This is a genomic window from Glycomyces artemisiae, from assembly GCF_003002955.1.
Taxonomy (GTDB): domain Bacteria; phylum Actinomycetota; class Actinomycetes; order Mycobacteriales; family Micromonosporaceae; genus Glycomyces; species Glycomyces artemisiae.
In genome coordinates this window covers 401,727-426,223 of record NZ_PVTJ01000005.1, presented here as the reverse complement: position 1 = coordinate 426,223, position 24,497 = coordinate 401,727, and the positions used below count along the sequence as shown (strand labels likewise).

General features: G+C 70.5%; 17 protein-coding genes. 6 read left to right on the top strand and 11 right to left on the bottom strand.

Annotation, left to right across the window (positions count from 1 at the left end; genetic code table 11):
- Window positions 1-119: 119 nt before the first annotated feature.
- The 3 genes from B0I28_RS15435 to B0I28_RS15425 are packed head-to-tail and all read right to left on the bottom strand — an operon-like array spanning window position 120 to window position 3,259.
- The gene (locus B0I28_RS15435; RefSeq protein WP_106364722.1) at window positions 120-944 is read right to left on the bottom strand and encodes a carbohydrate ABC transporter permease; all 825 of its coding nucleotides are present in this window, start codon (window positions 942-944) and stop codon (window positions 120-122) included.
- Window positions 941-1,903: a carbohydrate ABC transporter permease gene (locus B0I28_RS15430; RefSeq protein WP_106364721.1), complete on the bottom strand. Its 963-nt coding sequence runs from the start codon at window positions 1,901-1,903 to the stop codon at window positions 941-943. The genes B0I28_RS15435 and B0I28_RS15430 overlap by 4 nt, the downstream gene beginning before the upstream one ends.
- Window positions 1,904-3,259, bottom strand: a complete 1,356-nt coding sequence (locus B0I28_RS15425; protein ID WP_106364720.1) for an ABC transporter substrate-binding protein — start codon at window positions 3,257-3,259, stop codon at window positions 1,904-1,906. It lies immediately after the preceding gene.
- Window positions 3,260-3,395: 136 nt separating this feature from the next.
- Here B0I28_RS15425 and B0I28_RS15420 point away from each other — a divergent pair, with 136 nt between their 5' ends.
- Window positions 3,396-4,448 carry a LacI family DNA-binding transcriptional regulator gene (locus B0I28_RS15420; protein ID WP_219926779.1) on the top strand — a complete coding sequence of 351 codons (1,053 nt, stop codon included), beginning with the start codon at window positions 3,396-3,398 and terminating at the stop codon, window positions 4,446-4,448.
- A gap of 104 nt (window positions 4,449-4,552) precedes the next feature.
- Window positions 4,553-5,689, top strand: a complete 1,137-nt coding sequence (locus B0I28_RS15415) for an epoxide hydrolase family protein (RefSeq protein ID WP_106364719.1) — start codon at window positions 4,553-4,555, stop codon at window positions 5,687-5,689.
- Window positions 5,690-5,765: 76 nt separating this feature from the next.
- Here B0I28_RS15415 and fxsT read toward each other — a convergent pair whose 3' ends face one another.
- Complete coding sequence (gene fxsT, locus B0I28_RS15410; RefSeq protein WP_181245804.1) at window positions 5,766-7,994, bottom strand: FxSxx-COOH system tetratricopeptide repeat protein; 2,229 nt, start codon at window positions 7,992-7,994, stop codon at window positions 5,766-5,768.
- 229 nt (window positions 7,995-8,223) lie between these two features.
- On the bottom strand, window positions 8,224-9,429 hold the full coding sequence (locus B0I28_RS15405; protein WP_181245803.1) for a glycosyltransferase family 4 protein: 1,206 nt from the start codon (window positions 9,427-9,429) through the stop codon (window positions 8,224-8,226).
- 199 nt (window positions 9,430-9,628) lie between these two features.
- Between B0I28_RS15405 and B0I28_RS15400 the strand changes: the two genes are divergently transcribed.
- From B0I28_RS15400 to B0I28_RS15390, 3 genes are all read left to right on the top strand, one after another.
- Entirely contained in the window at window positions 9,629-13,252 is a 3,624-nt protein-coding gene (locus B0I28_RS15400; RefSeq protein ID WP_181245802.1) for an NACHT domain-containing protein, read from the top strand.
- Between the two features lie 405 nt (window positions 13,253-13,657).
- Window positions 13,658-13,987 (top strand): hypothetical protein, encoded by a 330-nt coding sequence (locus B0I28_RS15395; protein ID WP_106364716.1) that lies wholly within the window; start codon window positions 13,658-13,660, stop codon window positions 13,985-13,987.
- 81 nt (window positions 13,988-14,068) lie between these two features.
- Entirely contained in the window at window positions 14,069-14,608 is a 540-nt protein-coding gene (locus B0I28_RS15390; protein ID WP_181245801.1) for a dihydrofolate reductase family protein, read from the top strand.
- 88 nt (window positions 14,609-14,696) lie between these two features.
- Here B0I28_RS15390 and B0I28_RS15385 read toward each other — a convergent pair whose 3' ends face one another.
- From B0I28_RS15385 to B0I28_RS15365, 5 genes are read right to left on the bottom strand one after another with little or no spacing between them, the layout of a single operon-like run.
- On the bottom strand, window positions 14,697-15,866 hold the full coding sequence (locus B0I28_RS15385; RefSeq protein ID WP_106364714.1) for a glycoside hydrolase family 1 protein: 1,170 nt from the start codon (window positions 15,864-15,866) through the stop codon (window positions 14,697-14,699).
- On the bottom strand, window positions 15,863-16,744 hold the full coding sequence (locus B0I28_RS15380) for a carbohydrate ABC transporter permease (protein ID WP_106364713.1): 882 nt from the start codon (window positions 16,742-16,744) through the stop codon (window positions 15,863-15,865). Before B0I28_RS15380 ends, B0I28_RS15385 begins: the two co-directional genes overlap by 4 nt.
- On the bottom strand, window positions 16,741-17,664 hold the full coding sequence (locus tag B0I28_RS15375) for a carbohydrate ABC transporter permease (protein WP_146148120.1): 924 nt from the start codon (window positions 17,662-17,664) through the stop codon (window positions 16,741-16,743). The genes B0I28_RS15380 and B0I28_RS15375 overlap by 4 nt, the downstream gene beginning before the upstream one ends.
- Entirely contained in the window at window positions 17,661-18,980 is a 1,320-nt protein-coding gene (locus B0I28_RS15370; protein WP_106364711.1) for an ABC transporter substrate-binding protein, read from the bottom strand. The genes B0I28_RS15375 and B0I28_RS15370 overlap by 4 nt, the downstream gene beginning before the upstream one ends.
- 29 nt (window positions 18,981-19,009) lie before the next feature.
- On the bottom strand, window positions 19,010-20,638 hold the full coding sequence (locus B0I28_RS15365) for an FAD-dependent oxidoreductase (RefSeq protein ID WP_106364710.1): 1,629 nt from the start codon (window positions 20,636-20,638) through the stop codon (window positions 19,010-19,012).
- A 213-nt stretch (window positions 20,639-20,851) separates the two neighbouring features.
- Here B0I28_RS15365 and B0I28_RS15360 point away from each other — a divergent pair, with 213 nt between their 5' ends.
- Complete coding sequence (locus B0I28_RS15360; RefSeq protein ID WP_106364709.1) at window positions 20,852-21,922, top strand: LacI family DNA-binding transcriptional regulator; 1,071 nt, start codon at window positions 20,852-20,854, stop codon at window positions 21,920-21,922.
- 86 nt (window positions 21,923-22,008) lie between these two features.
- On the opposite strand, the gene B0I28_RS15355 is transcribed toward B0I28_RS15360, so the two are convergent.
- On the bottom strand, window positions 22,009-24,492 hold the full coding sequence (locus tag B0I28_RS15355) for a right-handed parallel beta-helix repeat-containing protein (protein ID WP_146148119.1): 2,484 nt from the start codon (window positions 24,490-24,492) through the stop codon (window positions 22,009-22,011).
- Window positions 24,493-24,497: the final 5 nt, after the last annotated feature.

Here is a 24,497-nt window from a genome sequence, read left to right as displayed (position 1 = left end):
AACCGTATTGGCGCGCATTGTCCCGTACACCCGCAGAACGAACGAATTTCGCGTCGTACGACAGGCGGACGCCCGCGACGACCGCTCCCCCGGAAGACGGAGGGCCGCCGCGGGGACGGTCATCCCTTCAGCGACCCTTGGAGCAGGGCCGAGACGAACTTGCGCTGGAAGACCAGGAACACGATCAGCGTCGGCGTCAGGATCAGCAGCGATCCGGCGCACAGCAGCGGGATGTCCGTGCCGTACCGGCCTTGGAAGGCGCCCAGGGCACCCGCCATGGTCCGCTGGGCCGGGTCGGCCACGAGGACGATCGCGAGGAGGAACTGGTTCCACGTCCACAGGAACAGCAGGATGGCGAGCGACGAGATCGCCGGGACCGACAGCGGGATGTGGATGCGCCAGAACAGGTGCCACGTGGTGGCCCCGTCGACGCGCGCCGCTTCCGACAGCTCCTTCGGGATCGTCGCGAAGTTCGCGCGCATCCAGATGACCGCGAACGGCATGAACAGGCCGATCAGCGGCAGGATGATCGCCCACCGGGTGTTCAGGATCCCGAGGTCGCGGATCTGGAAGTACAGCGGCGTGATGATCCCTTCGAAGGGGAGCGTCAGGCCGAGGATGAACACGACGAACAGGGCCCGGGCGCCGGGCGGCCTGAGGTGCCCGAGGCCGAACCCGGCGAGGGTCGCCAGGAGCACCGCGGCGGGGACGACGCCCAGTTCGATGAGGACGCTGGAGCCGAGCAGGCGGAACATGTCCGCCGACTGGAAGGCGAGGGCGAAGTTCTCCCAGTGCGGGGCCTCCGGCCATTCGATGCCCCGCGGGTAGCTGCCCGGTTCGTGCAGGGCGGTGACGAAGATGCTGGCGAAGGGCAGCACCGTGACCAGCATCAGGACGACGAGGATGACGCGTCCGATGATCTTCTCCCGACGGGACACGATCATGACTCGCTCCCCCGCAGGAGGCGCTGGAGCGGCAGGACGACGGCGATCACCAGCGCCATCAGGACGATGCTGAACGCGGAGGCCGTGCCGATCTCGCGCTCGAAGAAGGCGAGGTAGAAGATCTGGAGGCCCGGCACGAGGGTGCTGTCGCCCGGTCCGCCCTGCGTGGCGACGTAGATGATGTCGAAGCTGGCGAGCGCGGAGATGACGGTGACCGTGACGCACACGGCGATCTCCTGGCGCACACCGGGAAGCGTGATCGAGAAGAACTCGCGCACGGGCCCCGCCCCGTCGATGCGCGCCGCCTCGTAGAGCGACGCGTCGATCCTCGTCATGCCCGCGAGGATGAGCACCAGGCACAGGCCCGTCTGCACCCACGCGCCGATGACCCCCACCGCAGGGAGGGCGGTGTCGAAGTCCCCCAGCCACGCCCGGGTGACGGCGTCCAGTCCCGCGGCCCGCAGGACCTGGTTGACGAGGCCGTCGCTCGACAGCTGCCAGCTCCAGATGATGCCGGCGGCGACCAGCGGGATCACCTGCGGGATGAACAGCACGGTCCGCGCGGCGGCCGCCAGCCGGCTCGCGGCGATGGACCTGATGAGGTTGGCGGCGAAGAGCGCGATCCCGACGGGGACGATGCTGAAGTACAGGATGAGTTCGAACGCGTTCAGGATCGCGCCCACGAGCTTGGGCTCGCTCAGCACCGCGACGTAGTTGTCGAAGCCCGCCCAGGTCGCCGTCGTGACGCCGTTCCAGTCGTAGAACGAGTACTGCGCCGAGGCGACGATGGGCCGGAGCACGAAGAACGCGTAGAAGAGGGCGGCCGGGGCGACCAGCGCGTAGGCGAGCAGGTGGCCGCCCGCGCGACGGCGCCGGGCGCGCCGGCCCGGAGCGGGCGGGCGCGAACGGGCGGCGCCGCCGAGTCCGGGCGTCGGCGCGGTGGACGCGGGCGTGGGCATCTAGTCTCCGACCTGCGATTCGTAGTCGGCCTGCACCGATTCGAGCAGGCCCGCGGGCGTCTGCTCTCCTGCGACCAGCTTCTGGAGGTTGGGGGTCCAGCTCTGGGCGTAGATCGCACCGGTGGCGTTGGCGATGAAGTCCATCGCCCCGTCCGCTTCGCTGATGGCCGCGCCCGCTGCGAGCGTCGCGGCGGTGACGGAGCCTTCGGCGACCTCGGGCATGACGCCGTCGGCGGGGCCCATCGGGTGCGAGCCGCCGGTCTCGACCTCGATGGTCCGCGCTTCCTCATCGGTCGCCGCCCAGTTCAGGAAGAACGCGGCGCACTCGGCGTGCTCGGCGGTGGCGGCGATCCCGTAGGTGGCCGGAGCGGACATGGCGCCGATCGCGCCGCCCGCCTCGATCGGGGGCATCAGGAAGAAGCCGGCGCCGCCGGGCATCTGCGCGTCGAGGTTGCCCGACTCCCAGTCCCCGTTGAACATGAACAGCGACTCGCCGTCGATGAACCGGCTCATCATCTGCGCGTAGTCGATCGAGTTGACGTCGTCCGCGAAGTAGCCTTCGTCGATCCACCCGGCGAGGTGCTCGGCGGCGGCGAGGTTCTCTGGCGTGTCGATGTCGGCGCCGGGCTTCTGGTAGATCCAGTCGTTGACGGCGGCCGTGTCGCCGTACGAGGCCATGAGCGCTTGGAGCGGGAAGGCGAGGCCCCCGGTGGCGCCGCCGTTGAACTGCGAGACGGGCGTGATGCCGGCGTCGCGGGCGGCGGCGAGGTAGCCGTCGAGCTCCGCGAGGGTCGCCGGGGGCTCGGTCATCCCGATCTGCGCCGCGAGCTCCTTGTTGTAGAACACGCCGGTCATCGAGTAGCCGAGGCCCATCGCGTAGAGCGGGCCGTCGCCGCGGCTCCCGTCCTCGTCGACGCGCATCTGCTCAAGCTGCGAGGCGGGCCATGCGTCCCAGCCGAACGCCTCCGCGTACGGGTCGAGGTCGAGGAGGAGCCCGTCGGAGGCGAGTTCGGACATCTGCGGCAGCCGCATGAGGTCCGGCGGGGAGTCCTGAAGGGTTCGCGGCGCGTTCTGCGTGATGACGGCGAACTGGTCTTCGCGGATGTCGAAGGTGACGTTCGGGTACTGGCGCGTGAACTCCTCGGCGAGCGCCCCGGGGAGGGGGAATCCGGTCTCGAAGTACGCGTCGAGCACGACCGCGTCCTCGCCGCAGGTCGGGTCGCCGGTCAGCCGGGTCGAGGCGTCGTCGGCGCCGTCGCTCCCGGGAGGGGCGCAGGCGGCGAGGGCGACGGCGGCCGAGAAGGCGACGCCCGAGACGGCCAGGGCGCGCCGACGGGTCTTCCTGATGCGAGACATCGTTGTCCCCTTTCATCCAGAGGGATCGGCGGAGGGCGCCGCCGTCGAGCTAAACCGAGTTAGCAACGCCTATACTGCGAGACGGAGCTGTGTTTTGTCAACTCCCCGGAGACCCCGGCGTACGGAAGGACCTCACGTGCACCAGAAGCGAGTCACCCTCGCCGACGTCGCCAAGGCCGCGGGCGTGTCCCGCACGACGGCATCGCTGGTCCTGTCGGACCGCGGCGACGAGCTGCGGATCTCCGAACCCGTCCAGCAGCGGGTGCGCCAGGTCGCCGCCGAGCTGGCGTACCGCCCCAACGCGGCGTCGCAGGTCCTCCGGACCGGCCTCAGCCGCACCTTCGGCTTCATCTCCGACACGGTGGCGACGTCGCAGCTCGCGGGCGACATGATCAAGGGCGCGCTCGAAGGCGCGCGCCGGCACGACCACATGCTCTTCATCGGCGAGTCCGAAGGGTCCGAGGACGAACAGGCCCGCCTCATCCAAGCCATGGTGGACCGGCAGGTCGACGGGATCGTCATCGCCTCCATGTTCACCCGCGAGCGACCCGTCCCCAGTGGAGTCGGCCGCCCCCTCGTGTTCCTCAACACCGTCCCCGCCGAGCCCCGGGCCCAGGTCCCCGTCGTCATACCCGACGAGATCGGCGCGGGCCGCGCCGCCGCGCGCGCGCTCCTCGACGCCGGCCACCGCAAGATCCACCTCATCGGCGCCGGCCCCACGCTCGACGACGTGCCGCCGCTGACCATCGCTGGGCGGGAGCGCCTGGAGGGCATCCTCCAGGAACTCGGCGGCGCCGGACTCGAACCCGCGAGCGGCCGGCGGTGCGGCATCTGGCTGCCCGAGGACGGCTGGCGGGCGACCGCGGCGCTCCTGCGGTCGGGGGTCGCCGACGGGGCGATCCTCTGCTTCAACGACCGCCTGGCCCTCGGCGCGTACCAGGCGATCCAGGAAGCCGGATTCCGCGTGCCCCAAGACTTCTCGGTGGTCTCCTTCGACGACCACCAGCTCGCGGGCTGGCTCCGGCCCGGCCTCACCACGGTCGCCCTCCCCCACTACGAGCTCGGACGGAGGGCCATCGATGCCCTGCTCGCCCCCGCGGCGGCCGCGGCCGGGGTCGAGCGCGTCCCGATGCCCCTCCGAGCCCGCGGCTCGATCGCCGCACCCGGAGCGGCCGCCGACGCTCACTGACCGCTGCAGGCCTTCGAGCACCTGCGCGGCATGGAGAATGGAACCGAGACCGCGTTCGGGGAACGCCGAATCCGCTTGCCGAGGCCCGGAGGAGAGCACCGCCAATGGAATCGATCGCCGCATTCCGCATCGACGTCCCGCAGGCCGCGCTCGACGACCTGCACGACCGCCTGCGCCTGACGCGCTGGCCCGCCGCCAGCCCCGAACCGGGCTGGGCGAGCGGCGTCCCGGTCCTGCACCTGCGCCGCCTCGCCGACCACTGGCTCCACGACTACGACTGGCGGACCCACGAAGCGTCCCTGAACGCGTTCCCCCAGGGCCTCACCGAGATCGACGGCCAGCGCATCCACTTCCTGCACGTGCGCTCGCCCGAGCCCGACGCGCTCCCGCTCGTGATCACCCACGGCTGGCCCGGATCGGTCGTCGAGTTCACGAAGATCCTCGGCCCGCTCACCGACCCGCGCGCACACGGCGGCGACCCCGCCGACGCGTTCCACGTCGTAGCCCCGTCCCTGCCCGGGTTCGCGTTCTCCACCCCGCTGTCCGCGCCCGACTGGGACCACGCCCGCATCGCCCGCGCCTGGCTCGCGCTCATGGACCGGCTCGGCTACGACCGGTTCGGCGCGCACGGCGGCGACACCGGCTCGAAGGTCTCCCCGGCCCTCGGGCGCCTCGCCCCCGACCGGGTCGTCGGCGTCCACATCAACGGCGGCCTCGAACTCCCGCCGCCGGACGACCCCGGCCTCGCGTCGCTCGCGGCCGACGAGCGCGCCCGGCTCGAATCGGTGCGGGACCTGGTGCGCCACGGCACCGGGTACGCGGACCTCCAGTCCACGAAGCCGCAGACGATCGCCTACGCGCTCAACGACTCCCCCGTCGGGCAGCTCGCGTGGGCCGTCGACAAGTTCCACGACTGGACCGACCCGGCGGCCCGGCTGCCCGAGCACGCCGTCGACGTCGACCAGCTGCTCACGAACGTCACCCTGTACTGGCTCACCGGCACCGGCGCGACCTCGGCGCACCAGTACCGGGCCGTCCGCGACGAGCCCGCGGCCCCGCGCTCGGACGTGCCCACCGGCGTCGCCGTCTTCCCGACCGACCCGGCGGTTCGCGGGCTCCTCGAACGCTCGCACCGGATCGTCCACTGGTCCGAGTTCGACCGCGGCGGGCACTTCGCGGCCATGGAGGCCCCCGACCTCCTCGTGCAGGACCTGCGCGAGTTCTACCGTCCCCTCCGCTGAGCCGCGGCGCCGTTGACGAAGCTGGACTCGTCCGGGGCCGGGAACGTCGCCACCGGGGCGATCTCACCCGAACGGCTCAGCGATCGCGCAGGAAAGCGTCGACCGCCGCCGCGGGTTCCTCTCCCGCGCTGAGGGAGTCAAGGTCCTTCTGGGTCGACCGGACAGTGGGGTGGTCGTCGCCGAGGACGCGGCGGCGGTCCTCGATGAGCGCTTCCAATGTGGCTTGAGCGGCGTCCCGGTCGCCGGCCTGCTTCTGGAGGCGACCGATGTTGTGGCGGGACTTGAAGGTGTAGGGGTGCTCGGGGCCCAGCACCTCGATCTGGACCGGGACGAGTCCGGCCAGCGCGGTCCAGGCCCGGCGCGGTTCACCGCATTCGCCGTACCAGCAGGCGAGGCTGGCGCGGGCGCGGAGTGTTCTGGCGTGCGACGGGCCGTGGACCGCCGCGATGTCGGGCACCAGCCGCTCCAGCATGGCGACGGCTTCGGTCCGCCGCCCGGACCTGCCCGTCCAGGTGGCGAGGTGGTAGCGGGCGTTGAGGGTGCCGGGGTGGCGGGCGCCGAAGACGCGGGTCCAGTCGGCGAGCAGGTGCTCGTATCCGTTGACGGCTGCCGCGAGGTCGCCGGTGCGCCCAAGCCAGCGGGCGAGGCTGGAGCGGACGGCCAAGGTGCTCGGATCGTCCGGACCGAGCTTGGCGCGGTACTCCGCTTCCAGCCTCCGGAGCACGTCGATCACGTACGCCCGGTCCCCGGCCCGGCCGCGCCACCGCGCGAGCCCGAAGCGGGCCTCCAGGGTGCCGGGATGGTCCGGCCCGAGGAGGCCGCGTTGTTCCGCAACCACTGCTTCGAGGGCGCGGGCGGCGCCGTGTTCGTCGCCGGATTCGCCGGCGCGCAGTGCCAGGCTGATGCGGATTTCAAACGTGAGCGGGTGCGTCGGCCCGAGGGCTGCACTGCATGACGGCAGCAGCCCGGCCAGTGTTCTGAACGCTCCTACGATGTCTCCGGACTCCTTCTGCCAGTGGGCAGTCCGCGCCCGTACCCTCATGACGTCCGCGTGCGCGCCGCCGAGGACCACTGTGGCGGCGTCGCCGAGCCATTCGAAGTAGGCCCGGGCCTGTTCGGTGCGGCCGTGGTCGCCGAGGCTGTCGCCGGCCCGGAAGAGCAGTTCGTGGACGCCGTCGCCGAGCAGTTCCGGTTCCGCGCTGCGCCACAGGTAGGCGACGTTCGAGCGCAGCATCGCAGTGAACGCGGAGTTGCGTTCGGGAACAGGCCAGGCTTGGAGGAGGCCATCCGCCGCGGCTAGGGCGGCCTCGGCCCGCTCGCTCGCAGGGGTCTCGTCGTAGACCGCACGTTGGACCAGGGCGTGGACGCGGATCACGTCGCCGTCGTACTCGATGAGGCTCATCTGTCGCAGCCGCCCGAGCAGGCGCCGTGCCGTCATCAAATCCGCTATGGATGAATGTACGGCGGCGACCGGGATTCCGTTGGGGTCGAGGAGGCTCAACACCCGCAGGAGTTTCGTGGCGGAGCCGGTCGGCCGCGACGAGTCGGCGAGTCCGATCGACAGCGACCACGCCGCGGCGACCGCCCGGTCGTGGCCGTCGGGCAGCGATTCGGGTCGCAGGTGCGCCAGCGCGATCGAGCGGTCGGCGAGCAGGCCGCGGTATTCGCCGCAGGTCATACCCGGCTGGTCGAGGACGAACGCGGCGGCCTGCGCGAGCGCCAGCGGGAGGTGACCGAGATCCGCGGCCAGGTCGCCGGCGCCGACAAGGCGCGCAGCGTCGCCGCCAAGGCGCTCGCGGAGGAACGCGAGGCTCTCGGACTCGGTGAACAGGTCGGCGGTGGCGCGGTCGCGTCCGGCCCCGTCGAGCGCAGCGTCGCGGCGGCGGGTGGTGACGACGACGCGCCCGTCCGGGTTCGGCGGAGGCCAGAGTCCATTGAGGTCGACCGGATCTTGCAGGTCGTCGAGGACCACGAGCCAGCGGCGCCCGAGGGGCCGGTCGAGCCAGGCGTGGAACTTGGCGGCGTTCGCCTCGATCTCGTCCGTGACGGCCTCCCCGACCTCGGCCGCGGCCTGCGCGTAGGCCGCGATGACCGCGTCGCGGGAGGCCGCGTTCACCCAGACGAGGAGGTCGACCGCGCCGCTGCGCCATTGACGGCGGGCGTAGGCCGCGGCGGCCTGGGTCTTCCCGGCGCCGCCCATGCCGGAGAGGATCAGGCAGTTCGCCTTGCCGCCCATGGTTTCCGAGAGCCGTTCGTCGAGCCGTCGATGCTGCCGGGCCGCCACCAGCTCCGGCACGGTGCCCACGCGGATCGGCGCCGAATCGGAGCACTTGTCACCGGACGCTAAACGGAACTCGCTGACATGTCCAATCTGGACGATATCGCGGACCTTGCCGTGGAACTCGTTCTCGAAGGCGGTCGCGGCAGGTCGCGGTCGTGCTCCATCGGGCTGCATGGGGTTCCTCCGAGTCGCGTCGGCCCTCCAATGCTACTGCCGCGGACCGGTGCCGCGCTCTCCTCGACCGCCTGTTGCGTCACAGGGAGAGGAGGTCCTCGGCGGCGCTCTTCCAAGTCCACTTCGCAGCGAGTTCGCGCTTCAGCCAATCGGCCCTCCTGAACGCGGCGTCCCGGTCTTCGAGCACAGCGGCGATCCGGTGGCCCCACCGGTCGGCGTCCTCGGTCGGGTCGGACGTCACCGGGACGACCGGACCTGTCGCTCCTGCGGGATAGACCACCCCGCTCAGCGATTGGCCCAGTCCGCTCTGGCCGCTGAGGAGGACCGGGGTGCCGGCTGTGATCCCCTCCAGGCCGACCAGGCCGTAGCCCTCGGCCGACGAGGGCATGAGGAGCAGGCTCGCCCGCAGCAGGTCGTGCCGCAGCGCGGACTGGTCGGTGGTGAAGGGCCGCACCGTCACCTGCATGGCCGCATCCCCGAGTTCGATGATGAGGCGTTCACGCAATGCCGCGCTCTCGCCGGGCGGGGCACCGCGCACGAGCAGTTCGATCTTCGGGGCGGCGGGGCCGCGCAGCCGCATGGCGTGGGCGAGTGCCTGCGCGGCGAGTCCGACCCCCTTGATCTCGTAGTCCTCGATCCTGCCCATGAGCAGCACTTGGTCCGGTCCGCCCGGTGGCGGGGTCCGCACGACGTCGAGATCAGTGTGGTCGAACCCGGGGTCCAGCCGCACGGGTTCGGGGACGCCGTCGTGCACTGACAGGTCGCGGCGCATCCGGGCATGAAGGCGCGGGCCCACCGCCACGGTCCGGTGCGCGCTGACGGCGAGGTCGAGTTCGAGCTCCGTGCGCGCCTGCGCCCGCACCCCGGCGTCGTCGGTCCGGCCTTCCTTCCACCATTCGATCTCGTCCGGGGCGACATGGACGACCTGAAGCCGCTTGGCCTCGCCGAAAAAGTCCTGGGTGAGGCCCAGCGCCTCGGGTCCGGTCACTCGGCCGTGCCCGATGACCAGGTCCGGCCGCCAGCCGTGGGGCAGCACCGGCTTGCGGAGCATGGCCTGCTGCGCGGTGCCTCCGGGAACCGGCCGGGCCTCGATCAGGATGACATCGTGCGCTGCGGCGTCCTCGTAGTCCTCCCGGCGCACCTCGGGCATCAGGCAGACGACGGACGCGCCCGCTGCGGCGAGGGCGATGCTCAGCGACCGGTTCATCGTGGCCAGGCCCCCGTGCGCGGAGCGCCACTCCTGCGCCACGATGAAGACCCGGACCGGACGGATTCCCGTCGCCAAGCTCGCAGTCTGCGAGTTCGATCGAGCGTTCATGCTGCCAGCATCCAGGTTTTCCGGTGGTATCCACATTATCCTCGATCGTCCGCACAGGTCCGGACAGCGCCGCGCGGGTCTCTACCATAGAAGGCGATCATCGTCAGCGAAACGACAATGTCCGGCCCGGACATCCGGCCCGGACATCCGCGCCCCCGGAGGTCCGATGGCCGAGAACCCCCCGGATGCTGAGCAGCGCGCGTTCAGGACGGCGATCGGCGAGGCCCTGGCCCGCATCGACCACGGCGAGCGTGGTGCCGCGGATCTGAGCGGCGTCTCCAGGGGCACGTGGTCGGACACGAAGAAGGGCAAGACCGTGCCCAAGCCGCCGACCTGGCAGAAGATGAAAGCATTGCTCCGGTCCAACCAGGTCCGGATGCCCGGAACCGACTGGGACGCCCTGTACTGGGCGGCCCGGAGCGAGAAGGACAAGCTTCTGAAGCAGCCCGGGCAGAAGCCGGCTCCCAGTCCCGGGCGGCACTTCCTTGGCGGACTGGACTCCATCCAGTCCTTCGCCCTTCCGATCGTCGACCGGCTCGGCCTGGTGCGGGACAAGGTCCCGGACTGGGACGAGGGCACCGGCCGCATCGTCTTCGCGATCGGTGAAGGGGGCCTCGGCAAGAGCATCCTCCTCAAGCAGGCGGCCGAGAAGCTGGCAGAACCCCGGAGGCCAGGCGGCGGAGTCGTCGTGGCCGTAGCATGCGGCCGCATCGGCTCCACCGAAGACCTGACCGAGGTGCAAGGGGCGGACGCGGCCTTCGCCCGCGCCGCCGCCGTTCCCGAGCCGGAGTCGGGCATCGTCAAGGCCCTGGAGCGCCTCCGCGACAAGCACGGCTCGGTGCATCTCCTCATCGACACCTTGGACGTGGTCGCCACCGAGCACACCGCCCACGCGCTCCGCGAGCTGCTCCGCCGGTGCGCCCGGCACGCCCGACTCTTCGCGACCTGCCGCAAGCGCGAGTACAGCGAGCTGTTCACACCGGACCCCGGCGCCCCCTGGAACGACGGCGAACCGCCCGCCCTCATCACGATGCCGGACCTCTCCGAGGACGAGATCGTGGAATGGGCCGAGCGGTACGTCTCGGAACTCGACCTGCCCCTCCCGCAACGGGAACGCTTCATCGGTTCGCTGTCGGACCCGGCCAGGGCCCGCACGATCAAGCGGATCTGCGCGGTCCCCCTCCGGCTCGCGATGACATGCCGCCTCTTCTCCGACAAGGGCCGCCTACCGGCCGACCTCACCATCACCGGTCTCTATGAGGCCTACTGGATTCAGCGGATCGCCCGCGACCGTCACAACATGAGGACATCGCGCTCGAAGCGGCAGGAAGGAGCCGCCTTCGCGCTCGCCGAACTCGTGCTCGACCTGAACCCTGATCGCCTGACGCTGGCCGTCGCACTCGACGGCTGGGACGCCAGCATAGGGGCGCTGGTCAGCGACGGCGTAGTGCTCGACCGCGGCGGACGCTACGAGTTCTTCCACCAGACCTTCGCCGAGTTCGCGATCGCGGTCCTCCTCGCCCAGCGGGCCGAGGACGCGAGACTCGTCCTCCTGCGTTCCGAACTCGACGACGCGAGCTCTCGCATGTGGCCGATCGCGCTCCACCTGATGCTGTTGCAGGAGACTCCGGAGAGCCGCCACGAGGAGCTGCTGCAGTACGTCCCGATCGACTCGCCTCTCGGGTCGCAGTACCACCTGCTGTCGGCCTCCACACGCGGCGTCCCGGAGCGCCTCGAAGCGGTCTTCGCGCAGATCGCCAGACGAGACGACGTGCTGATGCGGTCCATGGCGGGGCTCCTCGGAGACGCGCACCCGGATTGCGCCGAAGCGGCCCTGACCATCTGCATTTGGTTCCTCACCAGCCACAGTGATCGGTACCTCATCGACATCTCCCGCGCGATCGGTGCACTGCTCCTCCATCTGCCCCCCGAGCAGCAGCGCGACCGGTTGGCGACGACGCTCGATCTCATCGAGGACATCCGTCCCGGGATCCCTATGGACACGTGGGTGAACGTGCCGTACTACCTCGTCGAATACCTTTGCAAGGTCGAAATGGACTCGGCCCTGTTCAGTCTCCTCTGCAAGCGCTACGAACAGCTCGGCCCGCGGGGACAACGCGAGCTGCTCACGGCCGCATTGAAAAGCCGGGCAGCCGAGCCGAGTCGTATCGCGGTGCTGGCCGAACCGATGCTCTCGGCGAGTCCTCCCGACATCGGGTCCGCGGAGGGGGTCGAGCTGCTCCGCTGGTGCATGGACGACCCCGGCGTCCGCCAGAAATTCGGCTGGGGCGACTGGACCGTTCTCCTGGAGACCGAACTGCCCGACCCCTGGGACGCGATGCAGATCCGGCTGGTCCGCGAACTCTGCCGAGACGACGGAATCAGAGACGAACTCATGTCACTGGTGCTCTCGGACGCACCGGTCTCCTTTCCGAAACGCTGGACCAACACGGCGAAGTTCGTCGCCGACGACTTTCCTTCGGAGGTCGGCACGGCACTGGGAGGCATCCCCGGGGACGCCGGCCGCAGCGCCATCGGGAAGGCGCTGGCGCTCGCCAAGCATGTCAGCGGCGTTCTGCCGAAGCAGGACAGGCTGGCGCTCATCGAAGCGTTCATACCGCACACCAGCGCTGATCCCAGGCAGGTCTGGACCGCGCTGATCCAGCTCGCGGGAGCGGACGTCGACCTCCACGAGGAGCTGCTGGACTCGTTCTACAGGGCCGACCGGGAGATGCATCCGCTGCAAAGCGGCGAGAAGCCGAACGGCGATTGGACCGCCGTCCGGCTCAGTCCGATCGGAAGCTGGCTGCGAACCGCACCGGTGGAGTTCCTGTTCCGGCAACGGGAACGGTTCCGAACAATGCTCCCCGCCGCCGGAGGCGACGAGATGCTGCGGCGTGCCCGGTTCGAAGGCAGGATCGCACACCTGGACCAGCAGGCGCGCGCCTGGCTCTCGGACCAGATCATGAAGGGCACCAACGCCTCCGCCGCGCTGCGCGGCCTGGAGGAAGCCGATCGGACGGAGCAGGAACCGGACACCGCGACCACCGCATGGCGTTGCGCTCTGCTCCGAACCCCGCACACCGATGTCGCGATCAAGCTGGCGAACTTTCTCGCCGACCCCGACGCCACTCCAGGAACCCTCCTGTCAGGTCTTACGCTCGACACAGATGGCTCCGAGACTCCTCTCAGCGACCTCCTCACCGCGGCCGCCACCGGCCGGCTGAAGGCCGCACTCGACTCGGGTGAGCACACGAACCTCGTCAAAGCGCTCCTGTCCTTGGTGTTCCGCATCGACGAATCGCATCCGCTCGATCCTGAACTCGTCAAGGAGATCGTGACGGGCACGGCCGCTCCCGTCATACGGCTGAACGCCGAGCCGCGCCCCTTCTGGCCCGGTGAATCGGCGTCGGAGGCATCCACGAGCTTCGCCCGCTGGTCGACCTCGGTCAGGAAGATCGGTCTGATTCGACTGCCTTTCGAGGACATACGACCGACCGTGGAGTCCGTGCTCACCGGATGGGACTGCGCCGGGCTCGGGACGCCGAACCGGCGAAGGACCGCGAGCCTGATCCGCTCCGTCCTGGACCGGTCCCCCAATTTCGCGGCCTGGCTGGAGAAGCGTTTGTGGCCGGCCGCGACGTCGGCGACCAAACACGCCATCGCCGAGGCGATCGTCATCCATGAACGCGCGGTTCCGGGAAACCGCGCGCTGCGCCTGTCCCAGCGTGAGGACTGCCCGCACGACGTCAGGATGTTCATCCACAAGAAGCTGGAGACGCAGACCTGAAGGAACCCGACGGCGCCCGATACGGATTGACCAACAACTACGACGGCGAACCGCACTCGCCAACATGGGACCGGCTGACCGCCCTGATCGGACAACGGCTTCGCGCCGCCGGCCTCGACATCCCCCGACAATGAAGACCAGGAGCGGAGTTCGTGGACATCGTGGTGTCCTGGAAAACCACCGGACGCATGGGAAGTCTCACCCGACAAGGCGATCGCGCCGCCTCGCGGCACTTCGTACCGAGTGACGCGTCGTTATCATCAAGGGGCTGCCGGGGTCGCGGCCACGGCGGCGCTGTCCCGATCCGGAAGGTTGACGGCCGTGCTTGAATCCCTCCGTAGCCTGCGGCTGCGCGAACCCGTCGCGAACCTCCCGCCGACCTCAACACAAAGGTGACGTGTCGTCTTGTTCGAATCGACCCGCGTGACAGCGGAGGAGGTCGTCCGACGCATCGGCGACGGCATCCCCGCCATCGCCGAACGGAAGGTCGACCGGATCTTCACGGAGATCCCGGTGTACGCGGCCGGCGCCGTCGTGACCCGCGAGGTGGCCGTGCAGCACTGTACGGCCAACACCGTCAGCGCCTTCGACCAGCTGACCACCTGCCGGATCGACCTGTCCTCGCCGGCCAAGACCGGCCGCCAGCGCGTGCCTGGAACCAGCTTCCTCCGCAGTCCTGGAACTGACGCCCCGTACGTGCACGGCCCGAGACCGCAGGACCGTGACCTGCGGTGACCCACGGCCCCGTGAATTTCCGCCGCAGCGATGAATTCCGCCGCCGGCGCCGGTCTCACAGGTATGGATGCGAACTCAGTGGTGCTCCGGCACAGTCTGTCCCTCGACGGCTACGGCGCGGTGGCGCCCGGCGTGCCGGAGGACGTCCTCGTCGAGTACGACGAGGACGAGGAATTCATCGCCTACATGGGCGACCTGCTCGGCCGGGCCGGTGTGCACGCGATGGGCTCGAAGACGTACGGGGACATGGCGGGCTACTGGCCGTACCGGACCGGGCCCGAGGCGGACGCGATGAACCGGATCCCGAAGGTCGTCTTCTCCCGCCGGCCGATCGAGACCCCGTGGGACGCCACGACCGTCTGCTCCGGCGACCTGGCCGCCGAGATCGGCGATCTGAAGGAGCGGGGGGCCGGTCCGATCATGGTGCACGGCGGTGTCCGGTTCGCACAGGCGGTGGTCGCGGCCGACCTCGTCGACGAGTACCACCTGATGGTCGGGCCGGTCGCGTACGGCGCCGGTGGTCCGCTGTTCACCGCGTTCACCAGGCTGAAGCTGGTCGACGTGAGGTCCTTCCCGCGCGGCAATGTGGCGCTGATCTACGTCCGTCCCGACGCCGGGTGACCGCGCCGCCGCGGTCGGCGTTTTCTGCACCTACTACCTCTCCTCGCTGCTGCCGCTGTCGTGACGATGGCGCCGAGCCGTCGCCGGGTCAGGCCGCGTCCGGGACCGCTCCGGTGCGGGCGACCCGGCCGAGCCATTGCAAGGACGGCTTCGGTCGGCGCTCGAAGGTGTCGCGGTCCCAGGCGACGAGGCCGAACGTGGGGTCGTAGCTGCCCCATTCGTAGTTGTCGAGCAGGGACCAGTAGAGGTATCCGCGCACGTCGACACCGTCGTCCATGGCGGCTTTGACGCTCGCGAGGGCGTCGCGGGTGTGGTCGATGCGGCGGTCGTCGTCGCGGGTGGCGAAGCCGTTCTCGGTGACCAGGAGCGGGGTGCCCTTGCCGCGTTCCCAGCAGTGGCGCAGTTCTTCGCCGATGGACTGGGGCCAGTACTCCCAGCCGAGGAGGTTCGTCTCGGTGCCTTCGGCGAGCGGGACGGGCCCGTCGGGGCCGATGATGTTGCGGGAGTAGTTCTGGACGCCGATGACATCGTCGCCGACGGCGGCGTCGATGAAGAAGTCCTCGCGCGCATAGGCGTAGTCGCGCATCGCGTCCTCGGCGCCGGGGAGCGCTTGGAAGGCCTGGCCGCCGATGGTCCAGCCGGAGCGAACGTGTCCGGGTCCTGAGAGGACCTCGCGGGCGGCGCGGTGCGCGGCGGCGAGCGTCTCGGCCACGTGCATGTCGGGTTCGGGACGCTTCGCGAGGTGCATCTCGGCGGCCTCGAAGTCGCGGTGGGTCGCGATCATGTTGGGTTCGTTGATGGTGAAGACCCAGGTGACGTCGTCGAGCACGGGCAGGGTCGCTTCGGTGTAGCGGGCGAAGCGCTCGGCGGCGTCCGAAGCGCGCCAGGCGCCTTCGCGGGTGAACCAGATCGGGTTGGTGACGTGGTGGAGGGTGACCACGGGTTCGATGCCGCGGTCGCGGCAGGCGTCGACCATGCGGCGGTAGTGGTCGAGCTGGGCGCGGGAGTGGACGCCCGGCTCGGGTTCGATGCGGGCCCATTCGATGGAGAACCGGTAGGCGCCGAGGCCGGCGTCGGCGACGAGCGCGATGTCCTCGCCGTAGCGGTGGTAGGAGTCGGCGGCGTCGCCGCTGGGTTCGGGCAGGTCGGTGTCGGGCCGGTGCTCGCGCCGCCACCAGTCGGTGTTGGTGTTCGAGCCCTCGACCTGGTGGGCGGCGGTGGCGGTGCCCCAGATGAAGTCCGCGGGGAAACGGGTCATCCTTTGGTGCCTCCTTCGGCGAGTCCCGAGATGAACGAGCGCTGGTTGAGCAGGAAGACGGCGAGCACCGGAAGGGTGATGAGGATGGCCCCGGCCATGAGCGGTCCGTATTGGACGTTGCCGGTGGCGTTGAACTGGACGAGGGCGAGTTGCACCGTGTAGTGCTCCTGGGAGGTCGTGGTCACCAGCGGCCACAGGAAGTCGTCCCAGGTGCCGGTGAAGGAGAAGATCGCGACGACCGCGATGAGCGGACGCGCGAGCGGCAGGTAGACGCGCCAGTAGATGCGCCACTCCCCCGCGCCGTCGAGGCGGGCGGCCTCGGCGAGTTCGGAGCCCATGCCCGCGAAGTACTGGCGGGAGAGGAACACGTTCATCGCGCCGACCAGGTGCGGGATGGTGACGACCGCGAGGGTGTCGAGCAGGCCGGTGCCGCCCGATCCGAAGAGGTCGTTGCCGCCGGCGAGCGGGAACGTCTTCGCCATGAGGAACAGCGGGATGAGGGTGACCGACACCGGGATCGCGGTGGTGGCGACGATGACCAGGAGGACGACGCCGGAGCCGGGGAACTTCAGCCGCGCGAAGGCGTACCCCGCGAGGGGCGCGACGAGGCAGTTCGCGGCGACGCACACGAGTGCGACGACGAGCGAGTTGCCCAGGGCGCGAAGCAGGTCGATCTGGGTGAGCGCTGCTTCGAAGTTCGCGGTGGTCGGGTTGTCGGGGATGAGGCTGATCGACCCGAAGGCCTGCTCGGCGGGGGTGAACGCGATGGAGGCCATCCACGCGAACGGGACGAGCACGAGGATCGCGGCGACGGCGATGAGTGCGATGCGGGTGGCGGCGGCCATGCGGCGGCCCCCGTCGATCGTGCGGGCCGTCATCGCTGCCTCCCCAGGATGCCGCGTACCGAGACCAGGGAGAACCCGGCGATGAAGGCGAACAGGACGAACGCCATGGCCGAGGAGGAGCCGAACTGGTTGTACTGGAACGCGGAGGTGTAGATCAGGTAGTTCACGGTGGTGGTCGAGCCGAGGGGGCCGCCCTGGGTGAGGACGTAGATCTCGGCGAAGCTCTGGGCGAGGTAGATGATGTCCATGGCGACGACGAACACCAGGATCGGGCGCAGGCCGGGGACGGTGACGTACCGGAACCGCTGCCAGGGGCCCGCGCCGTCGACCCGCGCGGCCTCGTAGAGCTCGCGCGGGATCGACTGGAGCCCGGCGAGGATGAGGACCATGTTGGAGCCCAGGGCTTTCCACACGCGCATGGCCGCGGCGGCGGCCAGCGCGGTGGACTCGTCGTGGAGCAGGTCCTGCGCGGGCAGGCCCGCCAGGCCGAGCAGTTCGTTGAGCAGCCCGTGCTGGGAGTAGATCCACAGCCAGACCATGGACACGGCGGTGAGCGAGACGATGTTCGGGATGTAGAGGGCGGCGCGGACGGCGCCGACGCCGCGGAAGGGCCGGTCGACCAGGAGTGCGAGCGCGGTCGCGAGGACCACGGTGGCGGGCAGGACCATCAGGACGAACAGGCCGGTGACGCCGAGGGCCTTGCCGAACTGCGGCTGCGTGAACAGGTCGGCGTAGTTGCGCAGGCCGACCCATTCGGGCAGTCCCCGGTGGAGGGGGTTGTACTCGGTGAAGCTGATCCCGAGGCCGTAGACGACCGGGACGAGGCTGAAGACCAGGATGAACGCCGTGGCGGGGGCGACCATGGCGAGGCCGGTCAGCTGGAGGCGGGTCCACCGCCGGCGCCTGGTTCGGGGCGCCGGCGGGCGGAGCGTGCTGGGCGGTGCCGTCGTCACCGGCTGCTCTCCAGGACGTCGTCGACGGCGGCGGCCATGTCCGCGAGGACCTCGTCGGTGGGGGCCTTCTGGTTGAGGGCTTCTTCGAGGTGGGCGTCCATGGTGTCGCGGGCCTGGACCCAGCCGGGGACGTTCGGGTTGGGCACGAAGTAGGGCGCGGCGTCGAGGAACGCGGGGAGCACCGGCGACTCGGCGACGTACCCGGAGTCGGCCGCGGAGGCGCGCACGGGGATGCCGCCGAAGGAGGCGACGTACTCCTGGTTGACGTCGGCGCCGGTCATGTACTCGATGAACTGCCAGGCGAGGTCTTTCACGTGGGAGTCGGCGTTGATCATCAGGCCGGGTCCGGCGCCGCCGAACGCGGCGGGCGTGTCGCTGTCCTCGAAGCGCAGCGGCTGCATGATGCCGAGGTCGAGGTCGGGTGCTTCGGCCGCGAGCTTGGAGATGGCGTTGGCCGACAGGAGCGTGATCGAGGCGGTGTCGGTCACCAGCGGCTGCTGCGCGGTCGGGTTGGCGGAGTAGGTGACGCCGAGCCCGGTCGCGACGGCGTCGTCGCCGTTGAAGAGGTCCACGTAGTAGTCGAGGGCTTCTCGGCCTTCGGGGGTGTCGAAGGCGGCGGTGAGGTCGGCGGTGTCGACCAGTTCGCCGCCGGCGCCGGCGATGAGGGTCGCGAAGGACTGCTGGCGTCCGATGGGGTCGGTCGCCAGGAGCAGGCCGGAGCGGGTGATCGCGCCGTCGCCGTCGCGAACGGTGAGCTGCGCTGCGGCATCCCGGACGGCTTCCCAGGTGGTGGGCGGGCTGTCGGGGTCGAGTCCGGCTGCGGCGAAGTCGGACCGGTCGTAGGCGAGCGCCCAGCCCTGCATCTGGAGCGGGACGAGATACTGCTCGCCGTCGACCTGGCCGCCGGGAAGCGCGGTGGCGAGATCGTCGAGGTCGGCCTGGTCGAGGCCGTCGACGTAGTCCTGGAGGGGTTCGAGGCGGTCGTTGGCGACGAAGTCGGCGACGGCGGCGGGGCCGTGCCCGAACACGTCGGGGGCGGTCCCGGCCGCGAACGCGGCGGTGAGCTTGTTGCTGAGGTCGGCGTAGTCGACGTAGGTGACCTCGACCTCGGCTCCGGTCTGCTCCTCGAAGGCCGGGACGAGCGTGTCCTCGACGAGCGCGGACTCGGCCGGATCGGTGCCGGGGAACCAGACGGTGAGCTGGTTGGAGCCGGTCTGCTCGGCGGTGCCGCCGCCCATGCCGCAGGCGGCGAGGGCCGCGGTGAGGGCGATCGCGGCGGTGCCGACGGCGATACGCCGGTGGTGTGAGACTGCCATTGTCTCGCTCCTTCGTGCTAGGGGTTGCTCTAGTTTCGGATGGTTCGGGCGTATTCGGGCCAGGACAGGTGGAATCCAAGCCGGTCGGTGAGGCGTCGCTGCAGGTCGGCCAGCCGGGTCGGGTCGTTGCGGATGCCGCGCGGGGTGGCGGCGGTGTCGAGGGCGAAGGCGGCGGTCGCGCCGGCGGCTTCGCCGATGTTCCATTCGACCGGGTGGAGCCGGTAGCAGCCGTTCGTGATGTGCGTGGTGCCGATGTTCTTGGCGCCGGCGAGAAGGTTCTCGACGCGGCGCGGGATGAGGGCCCCGAGCGGGATCTGGAACGGGTAGCTGGAGACGTCCACATAGGTGCGCGGATTGCCGTCCCGGCCGGTGGACGGGTGCAGGTCGATCCGGTAGGAGCCGGTGCCGACGGTGTCGGCGAAGGGCTCGGCGCCGTCGGGCAGCCCGGCCGCCTCGCGGGCCTCGACGCCGACGTGCTGTTCGAGCACGCGCGTCTCGGCCAGGAGCCGGCGGGATTCGCGGATGTAGGGGCGCATGGCGAAGCCGTCGCGGGTGCCGGTGATGTCGGGGCGCGGCCGCAGTCCGGGGTAGCCGGTGCCGCCGTCGAGGGTGGGGGCCTCGGTCTGCATCCAGTACAGGAACGAGCGGGCCTGCTCCTTCGCCGCGCGTTCGGCGGCGAGCCTCATGTCGGTGTCGACGCCCAGGAGCGGGCCGAGGAAGTAGTCGATCTGCGGCCAGTTGACGACGGTGACGTCGGAGCCGTAGCGCCCGTCGGGGTAGTGGCCGACCGAGAAGACGCGGCGGAAGTTCCACCGGTCGCGGGCGCGGGCGCCGCGAGGGGAGGCGGCGGTGGCGAACAGGCCCTCGGTGCGGGTCTCCAGGGTCGTGGGGAGGACATCGGTCCAGCTGAACAGCTCGCCGGGCCAGAACTCGGGGACGTAGGACCGCCAGAACGGGTAGCCCTCCGGCTTGTCGATGGTGTGGTCCTCGCCGGGGCGGTAGTCCATGGCGAAGCACCAGGAGACGGCCTGCTGGTCGAGCGGGGCGGCGTCGCCGTCGACGGCGTGCAGCTCGCCGGTGTCCGACCGGGACTCGGCGCCGATGATGTGCTCAACGCCGGCGAGGTCGAGCAGGTCGCCCAGTTCGGTGGCGTCGATGAAGTACGGGGCCGAGACGACCGAGTACTCGCCCGCCTCGCGGTCGATGACCGTCACCGACAGGAGGCGGTCGCCCTCGGTCTCGGCTGACGCCGGGAAGTGGTCGGTGAGGACGGTGAGGCGTCCGTCGATCCGGTGGGGCGCCAGCATCTCGTCGAGGACGGCCAGGGAGACGCGGGGCTCGTGGGTGAGCTCGCTGACGCCGCCGACGCCGGGGTTGAGCCGGCCGTCGGCGAGCGATTCGGGCCGCAGCGGGTAGTTGCGCCGGTAGTAGTCGCGGACGCGGTCGCGGTACTGGGCGTAGGACCGGGTGCGGCCGACGGACTCGATCCACGGGTGCTCGTCGGGGGGCACGAGCTGGTTCGTCGACTGGCCGCCGAGCCACGGCGACTCCTCGGTGAGGACGACGCGCTTGCCCGCGGCGAGGGCGGCGAGGGCCGCTGCGACCCCTCCGAGCCCGCCGCCGATGACGGCGACGTCTGCCTGGTATTCGTTCAACATTGCTCCTTAGCGGTGATGCCGACCATGATAATAGCGCATTACGTATTGCGCTACAAGCGGCTGTCGTATCGTTGCCGCGCAGCTCCGGCGGGTCGCCGCCGGGTGCGGAGAAATCGATGCGCCGCAAGGTAATGCGCACAGGGTGATGCGAGTTGCTAGGCTCGCGAGGAGCCCGGACCGAGGGCGAAGCGGACGAACGAGCAGGGAGCGGGCATGGCAACCACGGCGAAAGGCAGCGGGCGGCGGAAGGTCACGCAGGCCGATGTCGCCAAGCACGCCGGCGTCTCCCCTGCGATCGTCTCGGCGGTCCTCAACAATCGCCAGTACGGCAACATCCGCATCTCGGACCGCACCAGGCAGCGGGTCCTCGATGCCGTCCGCGAACTCGACTACTCCCCCAACCTCGCCGCGCGCAACCTCGCCGGCGGGTCGAACCGACTCATCGGGGTCTTCTCCTGGCAGCGACTGTTCCCGCTGGTCCAGGAGGACTTCTTCTACGAGTTCCTGGTCGGCGTCGAGGAGGCCTCGGAACAGGCCGGGTACAACCTGCTCATGCTCACGGCCGCCAAGAACGCGGCCGGGGAGCGCTCGGTGTTCCCCGGCGGCGCCAACGGCCTCCAACTGGCCGACGGCGGGATACTGCTGGGCTGGGGCGAGAAGCACGACGAGATCCGCCGGCTCGACACCGAGCGCTACCCGTTCGTGTTCATCGGCGAGCGCGACATCGCCGACGTGCCGATGTCCTTCGTGGCCGCCGACTACCGGGGCGCCGTGGCCGGCATCGTCGACCGCCTCGCCGGACTCGGGCACCGCCGCATCGGGATGGTGGAGGACACCGGAGCCGAGGAGCCGGTGCCGGGCCGCAGAGCCGGGTTCGCCGAAGGCGCCGCCCGCAACGGGATCGATCCCGCCGTGGCCGCGCTCGGCGACGGCCCGACCGGCTCCGAGCGGCTGGAGGGGCCCGGCGCCGCCGTCGACTGGATGACCGAACGCGGCCTGACGGCCCTGGTGGTGGAGAAGTCCCTGGACGCGGTCGCGATCCGCGAGGCGGCCGCCGGGCGGGCCCTGGCGGCGCCGCGGGACTACTCGCTCGTCGGGCTGAGCGGGACACCCGAGCTGCCGGGGGTCGCCGAGATCAGCGAGCTGTCGATCCCGCGCCGCGAGATGGGCCGCAAGTCGGTCGACCTGCTGGTGCAGCTGCTGGCAGACCCGGACGCGGCGCCGGTGCGGGCCCGCCTGGAATGCGGTCTGCGCGAGGCGGAGACGATCGGCGCCGCGAGGTAGAAGGCCGGGTGCGGCGGTCCGCGGACGCACCGGCGGCCGACCGCCGGGGAAGCACGGCGGCCCCGCCGAGGCGGGGCCGCCGTTCGCTAGCAGTGGTTCGGATTGCCTCTGCCACAGTGGTTTCCATGGCCGTTCCCGCCCCGGTCCCGCTCCGCGCTCCACGCGCCGCGGGTCGGGGGCACGCCCGGGACGACCGGGTTCCCCCAGTAGTCGCGGCCGCCGTTCGGGGCCAGGCCGCCGATGACGGTGCCGTCGGCGGTCTCGACGATCACGCCGGTCCCGATGGCGGGAGAGCCCTCTTGCAGCGCGTACCCGTCGAGCGACGGCCGCTCGTAGGAGCCGCCGACGGGCGTGTTCGTGGTGCCGGTGCCCGGCGCGGCGAGCAGCGGGTCCTCGGTGGACTTGTTCGGATCCGCGGGCTCGCCCGCGGAGTGGACGCCGTAGATCGTGTTGGAGTCGAACACGACCCCCTGCATCGACAGTCCCTGGTCCTGGAAGTTCCACGGACCGGCGCTGTCGAGGTGGAACACGTTGTTGTAGAACGACGCCGAGGTCGGATAGGTGTCGTTCCAGGCCCAGAAGTCCACCGGTCGGGCGTTGATGCCCGGGCCCTGGTAGACGGTGTTGTTGTAGATCAGGGCGCCGTCCGAGTAGCCGGAGAACATGAACGAGCGGGCGCGGTCGTTCTGGCTGATGTTGTAGCGCACCACCGCGTCCTGGGAGCGGACGCCGCCGCCGGGCGATTCCGGGTCGCTGCCCTGGCCCGGCGAGCAGAACAGGATGAACCCGCCGTCGTTGTCGTGCGAGTAGTTGTACTGGTAGATCGTGCCGGTCTGGCCGTAGTCGACGTCGTAGCCCTGGCCGTCATGGGTGGTGTGGCCGCCGAACGCCTCGTTGAACTGGAAGACCGTGTCGTCGGCGTTCCAGGCCCAGATGCCGGCGCTGGCGCCGCCGCTGCGGAGGTTGAAGCCGTCCACGGTGTTCCGCTCGACCAGGGCCCCCTGGGTGACCTGCGGGAGGATGCCGTCCCCGGCGACATCGGCGACGTAGTTGTCGCGGATGACGACGTCGGTGCTCGGATACCAGGGCGACAGTCCCTTCTCGACGGCGTCGGCGAGGTCGCCGAGGTGGTCGATGTCGGGGCGCAGGTTCTGCCGGGAGTTGGTGACGATGCCCTGCCGGTTCGTGTCGTGCACGTAGTTGCCCTCGACGAGGAGGCCGTCGTAGTTGGAGGGCACGGCCGCGTCGGGTGACTTGAGCATGACGGTGAAGACGATGCCGGCGCCGCCCCAGTAGGTCTTGGCGGCCTTGTCGCCGAGGACGTGGTGGACCTCGTTGTCGAGCACCTGTATCCCCGAGAGCGTCCCGGCGTTGTCGTTCATGACCATGATGCCGCTGCGCAGCTTCGCGTCGCCGTTCAGGTCGGTCCAGCCTGCCGCGTGGTTGGCGACCTCTAGGTCCCGGATCGTCCAGTGCTCCTGGTCGGCGAGGTAGACGGTGGTGTAGAACTCCTGGGTGTAGGGCTCCAGGTGGCTGTCCTCGCCCTTGACGAGGTTGTAGGTGTCCATCTCGACGCTCGCGTCCTGGGCGTTGAGGTACGGGCGGTCCTCGCCGCCGTACTTGCCGAGGGTGATCGGGGCGCCTTCCTCACCGGAGCCGCGGGGGTGGAGCACGGTGCCCTCCCAGGAGTCCCCGGCCTTGAGGAGGATCTCGTCGCCGGCGGCGAACGTGCTGGCATTGAGCTTTTCGAGGCTCTCCCAGGGGGTCTCGGGACTCAGGCCGTCATTGCCGTCGTCCCCTTCGGAGCTGGAGACGTAGTAGGCGGTGTCGCCCGGGGAGGCGATCCCGTCCGGCGGCGGCGGATCGAAGGCCCGGACCGCGTCCTCCAGCGCCGCGGCCGCGGCGGCCACGTCGGCATCGGGCAGCCCGAAGTCCCAGTACGCGGCGTCCGCCTCCGCGAGCGCGGTCTGGAGCGAGTCCCAGGCGGCGGAGCCGTCGTCGGGGATCGTCGCGGCCTCCAGGGAGAGGTCCTGGATGTCGGAGCGGGCCCCGGAGAGCTCGTAGAGGCGCACGTCGTCGAGGTGGCCTGAGCCGGTGCCGGCGTTCTGCGCGAGGAGCCCGACCTGGGTGCGGCCGTCGCCGGTGGTGAAGGGGATGCCGAAGCGGGTCCACTCGGCCGACTCGGCGTAGGACTTCTCGGCCTCGACGACGCCGGGGTGGGACGCGTCGAAGTACCGGAGCCCCACGAAGAAGGACTCGGCGTCGTCGCTGCGGTAGCGGCCGGTGGCGAGGTAGTCCTGGCCGGAGGCGAGCCCCTGGACGGTCTGGGCGAGGCTGGCGCCCGCCGGGAGGACGGCGTGGTGCGCGCCTTCGAAGGACCCGGTGGCGGCGACGGTCGCACCGCCCGCGGGCCAGGGCGTCCACGACGCGGTGGTGCCGGTTTCGAAGCCGCCGTTGAGGACGAGGTTCGCGGGCGCGGCGGGCGCCGGGGCGGCGAGGGCCGCGACGGCGGTCGCCGCCGCGGCGGCGGTCACGAGCGCCCGGCGGATCGCCGGTCGTATGGGTCTCACTGGTT

What these genes read in the sequence shown, in the direction of transcription:
- B0I28_RS15430 (WP_106364721.1), bottom strand. Translation starts at nt 1,903, where the DNA reads ATGCCCACGCCCGCGTCCACCGCGCCGACGCCCGGACTCGGCGGCGCC.
- B0I28_RS15400 (WP_181245802.1), top strand. Translation starts at nt 9,629, where the DNA reads ATGGCCGAGAACCCCCCGGATGCTGAGCAGCGCGCGTTCAGGACGGCG.
- B0I28_RS15415 (WP_106364719.1), top strand. Translation starts at nt 4,553, where the DNA reads ATGGAATCGATCGCCGCATTCCGCATCGACGTCCCGCAGGCCGCGCTC.
- B0I28_RS15435 (WP_106364722.1), bottom strand. Translation starts at nt 944, where the DNA reads ATGATCGTGTCCCGTCGGGAGAAGATCATCGGACGCGTCATCCTCGTC.
- B0I28_RS15365 (WP_106364710.1), bottom strand. Translation starts at nt 20,638, where the DNA reads ATGTTGAACGAATACCAGGCAGACGTCGCCGTCATCGGCGGCGGGCTC.
- B0I28_RS15380 (WP_106364713.1), bottom strand. Translation starts at nt 16,744, where the DNA reads ATGACGGCCCGCACGATCGACGGGGGCCGCCGCATGGCCGCCGCCACC.
- B0I28_RS15370 (WP_106364711.1), bottom strand. Translation starts at nt 18,980, where the DNA reads ATGGCAGTCTCACACCACCGGCGTATCGCCGTCGGCACCGCCGCGATC.
- B0I28_RS15360 (WP_106364709.1), top strand. Translation starts at nt 20,852, where the DNA reads ATGGCAACCACGGCGAAAGGCAGCGGGCGGCGGAAGGTCACGCAGGCC.
- B0I28_RS15425 (WP_106364720.1), bottom strand. Translation starts at nt 3,259, where the DNA reads ATGTCTCGCATCAGGAAGACCCGTCGGCGCGCCCTGGCCGTCTCGGGC.
- B0I28_RS15385 (WP_106364714.1), bottom strand. Translation starts at nt 15,866, where the DNA reads ATGACCCGTTTCCCCGCGGACTTCATCTGGGGCACCGCCACCGCCGCC.